Annotated in this window: 3 protein-coding genes; all 3 read left to right on the forward strand. The window is 49.1% G+C overall.

From position 1 onward, the window contains the following. Positions 1–286 precede the first annotated feature (286 nt). The 3 genes from VN105_RS24585 to acnA all read left to right on the forward strand — a co-directional run bounded on the left by VN105_RS24585 (position 287) and on the right by acnA (position 6,054). Positions 287–2,053, forward strand: a complete 1,767-nt coding sequence (locus VN105_RS24585) for a chloride channel protein (protein WP_325645222.1) — start codon at positions 287–289, stop codon at positions 2,051–2,053. Between the two features lie 118 nt (positions 2,054–2,171). Continuing rightward, positions 2,172–3,188: an MBL fold metallo-hydrolase gene (locus VN105_RS24590; RefSeq protein WP_325645223.1), complete on the forward strand. Its 1,017-nt coding sequence runs from the start codon at positions 2,172–2,174 to the stop codon at positions 3,186–3,188. Between the two features lie 139 nt (positions 3,189–3,327). Further along, on the forward strand, positions 3,328–6,054 hold the full coding sequence (acnA, locus tag VN105_RS24595) for an aconitate hydratase AcnA (protein ID WP_325645225.1): 2,727 nt from the start codon (positions 3,328–3,330) through the stop codon (positions 6,052–6,054). The last annotated feature ends 151 nt before the right edge of the window (positions 6,055–6,205 follow it).

A 6,205-nucleotide genomic window follows, 5' to 3' on the forward strand; every position in this document is an offset into this window, starting at 1 on the left:
GGCTCCCTTCCTGGAAAATGGTTTCATTTTTCTTGAAAAAAAGATGCTGCCTGTGATCTGATACTGCTGCAATCCATTCTGGAATACTGTACTGGCATAAAAAACACGTGTTTAAATCGCAGTTCCCGGCTTTTTTCATGATTGCAATACTAGTGTTTTTTTGGGTTTTTTGAAGAAAAAATAGGTTTTAATATGATTTAGATCATATTTTTGCAGTTGAAAAGAAGAAATTATTGTCATTTTATATAGTATGAATCATAAAAAAGAGCAAAAATTTGCCGGAAACATGTCGCGGAGAGTATTTTATCTTAGTCTCCAGGCATGTATCAACGCGCTGGCTATCGGCGTAGTGGCAAAAGTACTGGTGTTGCTTATCAGTCTCATTACCAACCTCTCGTTTCACGGTAAATTTTCATTTGAAGAAGCAGGGCCCGCAGGAAATCAACTGGGTCTCCTGGTAATTGCAGTTCCTATCATCGGTAGCCTCCTGGTAGGCGTGATGGCCCGTTTCGGCAGCAAAGCGATCCGTGGGCATGGTATCCCTGAAGCCATGGAAAACATTATTGATAATGAAAGCAAAATTCCGCCTGTAATAACATTACTGAAACCTATTTCCGCCGCTATTTCTATCGGTACGGGTGGTCCCTTTGGTGCGGAAGGTCCTATTATCGCCACCGGTGGCGCCATTGGCTCTTTTACCGGGCAGGTGATCCATATCTCCTCTTCAGAAAGGAAAGTATTGCTGGCAGCCGGCGCCTGTGCCGGTATGGCGGCTATATTCGGCAGCCCGCTGGCAGCTATCCTGCTGGCTATTGAGCTGCTCTTGTTTGAGTTTTCTCCCCGTTCAGTAATACCGGTAGCCATTGGCTGTATCACCGGCGCGGGTATGCATATCCTGCTGTTCGACAGCAACCCTGTTTTTGCCATGCCGGATATCCCCGCTGTTACTGATATCGCCCTGGTTACTTATGTGCTGATGGGTGTAGTAGTAGGTGTGGTAGCCGCATATGTGTCGAAGTCTGTTTACTTCGTGGAAGACCTGTTCGAGAAACTGCCCATCCACTGGATGTGGTGGCCGGCCCTGGGCGCCGTTGCCGTGGGTGTGATCGGTTATTTTGCCCCGCACACTATGGGCGTTGGTTATGATAATATCAAAACACTGCTTACCGGCACTGCGCCAATGGCCCTGCTGGTATCGCTATGTGTACTTAAATATGCTTCCTGGGTAATTTCCCTCGGCAGCGGTACTTCCGGCGGAACACTGGCGCCGTTGTTCACTATCGGCGGCGCTTTCGGCGCATTGTTGGGAGTAGCGGTGATACAGATATTCCCCGGCAGCGGTATCAATATAGCTACGGCGGCACTCATAGGTATGGCGGCCATGTTTGCCGGCGCTTCCCGCGCACTCCTCACTGCTATTGTATTTTCACTGGAAACCACCGGGCAAACACATGGACTCCTGCCGTTAATAGGCGCCTGTACTGCTGCTTATTTCGTATCATTTTTCCTTATGAAAGGCAGCATCATGACCGAAAAGATCCGCCGCAGAGGCGTGGCCACCCCGGAAGAGTATACACCGGATATGATGCAGCTCATCAATGTGGCAGCCGTAAAGGTGAAGCCTTCTGTAATGCTGCAGGAAAACTTTACCCTGGCACAGGCTTACCAGTTGCTGCAAAGCAATGCCGCCTATAACTACCGCTTCCTGCCGGTAACGGACGCCGACGGACACTTTAAAGGATATATCAGCAGGCAGCTGTTGTCGGACACAGGTACCACACCGCTCCGCGAACACCTGGAACCATCTGCGCCTTATGTGTATCCTGCCGATGATATCAACCTGGTAACAGAACTCTTTAATAGTTACCCGCCGGATATCCTGGCTGTTCTGGATCCGGAAAAGAAATTAAATGGCGTTGTTACCGCCGATGCTGTGCTGAGGATCTATGGAGAACGCCGCATGGCCACTGCAAAATATCACTCTGCTTTTTATGGCAATACCCGCCTGCTACGACTGATGGCGCGCGGAAAACGCCTGCTGGCAAGATCTTAACCTGCTGACATAACGGTTGAAATACGGGTCCGCCCTTTGGGGTGGGCCTTTTTTTATGCCCTGTAAAATATTCCCCTGTGTTGTCCGTCTTCGTATAAAAGCTTCTTAACTTTAATACATGCAGCGGAAATTATCTTCTATCGAAGAAAGAATACAACAGTCGCAGAACTTCCGGAACGGTGCGTTCCAGAACCTCTCTCTTACGCCTATGAAGCCGGAGAATGTTACCTATTTCACCATGCTTCGAAAAATGCTGCGGCGCCCGGCAAATACACGCCCTCCCGGACCTATGCCCACCGTGCATACTGACCTCAGGGCATTATATTCGGAAAAGCCGGTGATTATCTGGTTCGGTCATTCTTCCTATCTTATCCACGTAAAGGGATTTAATATACTGGTAGACCCGGTGTTCAGCGGCAGCGCATCTCCCATGTCCTTTATGGTAAAGGCATTCCCCGGTGCTGATGCATATACGCCTGCAGATATGCCGGAAATAGATCTGATGATCATCACCCACAATCACTATGATCATCTCGATAAAAAAACACTGGCGGAATTAAAACCCCGCACTAAACAAATATATACCGGGTTAGGCGTGGGCCGCGACCTGCAGCACTGCCTGGCAACGGGTAACAATATCACCGAAATGGACTGGTGGGAAACCCGTGAAATAGCCAAAGAAATTGTTCTAACGGCTACGCCTGCACGGCATTTCTCCGGCCGTGGACTTAAAAGAGGTGGTAGCCTCTGGTCTTCTTTTGTACTGGAAATTTTCGGATATAAGATTTTTATCGGGGGAGACTCCGGGTATGATACGCATTTCAAAGCTATTGGCGATAAATTCGGTCCCTTCGATCTCGTGATACTGGAATGTGGACAATACAACGATTACTGGCCTTTCATCCATATGAAACCGGAAGAAACTGTGCAGGCGGCTATTGACCTGCAGGCAAAAGCCCTGCTGCCAGTACACTGGGGCAAGTTTGTACTGGCTATGCACGCCTGGAACGATTCCCCCGAAAGAGCTACTGCGGCCGGCGCACAAAGAGGTTTGCTGGTTACTACGCCCCGTATAGGAGAGCCGGTAACGGTAGGCGCACATTACCCGCAGGAGCACTGGTGGGCAAATGCCTAGATCAGTTGTTCTTCTTCCATATGCCCCTCATTGCCAGGTTATTTTAATATTAAAGCTGCATAAACGGTTCATAATAAGGTATATTTAGTAAACAAAATGGTAGCATCATTGTTTCACTAACATGTCAACAACTCAGATTATGCAGCCACGTATCGCATCTCTCAGCAAACTGGAACAGGACGGAAGAAAAATCTCCCGGTTGCCTTTCTCGATCAGGATCTTACTGGAAAATGTATTGCGGAACCACGACAACTTCGCCATCACTGATGAACACCTGGAAACCCTCGTAAACTGGGACCCCGCGGGAACAGACAAGGAAATACCTTTCAAACCGGCACGCGTGCTGATGCAGGATTTTACCGGTGTAGCCGCTGTGGTAGACATTGCCTCCATCCGCGCAGAAGTAATCCGTAAAGGGAAAGATGGCGCTAAGATCAACCCGGCCATCCCGGTGGATCTTGTGGTGGATCACTCCGTACAGGTTGATTTTTTTGGAACAGACTACTCTTACACAAAAAATGTAGCCTACGAATATGAACGTAACAAAGAACGTTACCAGCTGTTGAAATGGGCGCAACAGGCCTTCGATAATTTTACGGTAGTGCCTCCCGGCATGGGTATCTGCCACCAGGTAAACCTTGAATACCTCGCCAAAGGCGTTATTAACCGCGATGGCTGGCTGTTTCCCGACACGCTGGTGGGTACGGACTCGCATACGCCTATGGTAAATGGCATCGGCGTACTCGGCTGGGGCGTGGGCGGTATAGAGGCGGAAGCAGCCATCTTAGGGCAACCAATTTATTTTAACTGCCCACAGGTGATCGGGCTGCGCCTCACCGGGCAGCTCACTGAAGGTGTTACGGCTACGGATATGGTACTTGCCATCACGCAGCTGCTGCGTAAATACGGCGTGGTGGATAAATTTGTGGAAGTGTTTGGCGATGGACTGGATTTTCTTTCCGTACCGGATCGCGCTACTATTTCTAATATGTCGCCCGAGTTTGGCTGCACAGTTACCTATTTCCCGATAGACGCACAAACGTTGCAATACATGCACCGCACCAACCGCTCCAAGGCAGATATTGCACAGGTGGAAAACTATTGCAAAGAAAATATGCTCTGGCGGCATGGCAGCGAACAAATCACTTATACAGACATTCTTGAACTGGACCTGTCGCAGATACAATCTGCCGTGGCAGGCCCTAAACGGCCACAGGACCGCATCCTGGTGCGCGATCTGCACAATGAATTTGAAACCCTGCTTGGCAAAGAATTTAAACGCATGTATACGCCTGAAGGAAAACGCCGTGATACCGCATGGCTGTCGGAAGGTGGTTCAGGAACTTCCTTCACCTACGAAATACAAAAACAGGTGGAAGAAGTAGCCGTGGAACTGGATTATCTTAAATCCGTTCGTATTAAACTGAAAAATGAAGAGTATGTGCTGAGCGACGGCGCTATCACCATTGCCGCTATCACCAGCTGTACCAACACTTCCAATCCCAGCGTAATGATAGGCGCCGGGCTGGTAGCGAAGAAAGCCATCAGCCGCGGGTTATATGTGAAGCCCTGGGTGAAAACCAGTCTCGCGCCCGGCTCAAGGGTAGTAACGGAATATCTCAAACGCTCCGGTTTACTTTCTGAACTGGAAGCGCTCCGGTTTCATATTGTGGGGTACGGTTGTACTTCGTGTATCGGTAACAGTGGTCCGCTGCCGCTGGCCATTGCCGAAGCGGTAGACAAAGGCAACCTGGTAGTGGCATCTGTATTGTCCGGCAACCGTAACTTCGAAGCAAGAGTGCATCCGCAGGTAAAAATGAATTTCCTTGCCTCGCCATTGCTGGTGGTGGCCTACGCCATTGCAGGCCGCATTGATGTGGATATGCTCACCGCGCCGCTGGGCTATGATCCCAACGGCGAACCGGTATATCTCCGCGATATATGGCCCACACAACAGGAAATCAATGACGCGGTAGCTGCTGCCGTAAAGCAGGAAGACTTTGAAAATATCTACAAAGTGATATTTGACGGCGACGACCAGTGGCGTGGTTTACTGGCGCCCTCCGGAAATAATTATCACTGGAGCAACGACTCCACTTACATCCGCGAAGCGCCGTTCTTTAAAGGGTTGTCTGAATTTCCACCTCCGGTGGAAGATGTAAAAGATGCCCGCGTTTTACTGAAACTGGGCGATTCTGTGACTACCGATCATATTTCACCGGCAGGATCATTCAAACCGGATACCCCCGCCGGCAAATACCTGCTGGATCATGGTATTGATCCGCGGCTGTTCAACTCCTATGGCTCCCGCAGGGGAAACCATGAAGTAATGATCCGCGGCACCTTTGCCAATGTGCGTATTAAAAATGAGTTGTCGCCAAAGGAAGGCGGTTTTACCACCATTATTCCATCCGGTATGGTGCTGCCCATTTACGATGCGGCACAGCAATACGCCGCTAAAAAGGTACCGCTTATTATATTAGCCGGGAAAGAGTACGGCAGCGGTTCTTCGCGCGACTGGGCCGCGAAGGGCACCAACCTGCTTGGTGTAAAAGCAGTGATCGCGGAAAGTTATGAACGTATTCACCGCAGCAACCTGGTAGGTATGGGCGTACTTCCATTGCAGTATATGGAAGGTGAAAATGCCGCCACGCTAAATCTCACCGGAACAGAATCATATACCATCAGCGGTATCTCAAATGGTCTTGTTCCCAATGAGGTACTAACGGTAACGGCTATCCCGGCAGAAGGAGCGCCTATTACTTTTAAGGTAAAATCAAAACTAAATTCTTTGATAGAGATTGAGTACTACCGGCATGGTGGCATCCTGCAATATGTGCTGCGGGCGTTCCTTGAAAAAGCGTAGGGATCGCCTTCGGCGACGTTAAATTGTCTTTTGCAGGATTAAACTGATTAATCATGATTATCAGGATTTGACTATGTTATGATTCTATGATGAATAATGATAAAATAATTAAGGGAGATAAGAGCGAATATATCCGCTTCTATCTCCCTTA

Origin of the sequence: Chitinophaga sp. (genome assembly GCF_035564935.1) — a bacterium.
Classification (GTDB): Bacteria; Bacteroidota; Bacteroidia; order Chitinophagales; family Chitinophagaceae; genus Chitinophaga.

Excerpts from the sequence above, each read along its gene's own strand:
- VN105_RS24590 (WP_325645223.1), top strand. The coding sequence starts at position 2,172 with ATGCAGCGGAAATTATCTTCTATCGAAGAAAGAATACAACAGTCGCAG.
- VN105_RS24585 (WP_325645222.1), top strand. The coding sequence starts at position 287 with ATGTCGCGGAGAGTATTTTATCTTAGTCTCCAGGCATGTATCAACGCG.
- acnA (WP_325645225.1), top strand. The coding sequence starts at position 3,328 with ATGCAGCCACGTATCGCATCTCTCAGCAAACTGGAACAGGACGGAAGA.